A 240-nucleotide genomic window follows, 5' to 3' on the forward strand; every position below is an offset into this window, starting at 1 on the left:
CATTGCACAATCAGCCCGCCAGGAACATCAGGGATTCGAATATAGTCATTCGCTGTGAAAGTCCGTTTGTTAAATAGACTCATGACCGCTGCGACAGTTGGCAGCAAATTTGTTGCGGTACCGGCTGCCATTTGTGCGTTAGTCGCAACCCCTTGTTTTGCTGCGTCGCCCAAACCAAGGTTTGCGAGACTATTGATACTTTAGCCATTCCCATAAAAGTGACACACTCCAATCATTTTT

Annotated in this window: 1 pseudogene; it reads right to left on the reverse strand. The window is 46.7% G+C overall.

Going from position 1 to position 240, the window contains the following annotated elements:
- Positions 1-131, reverse strand: a pseudogene (locus tag V2A85_RS24800) (phage tail protein); the annotation flags it as partial.
- Positions 132-240: the final 109 nt, after the last annotated feature.

This window comes from Yersinia sp. 1252 StPb PI, assembly GCF_048593885.1.
Classification (GTDB): Bacteria; Pseudomonadota; Gammaproteobacteria; order Enterobacterales; family Enterobacteriaceae; genus Yersinia; species Yersinia enterocolitica_E.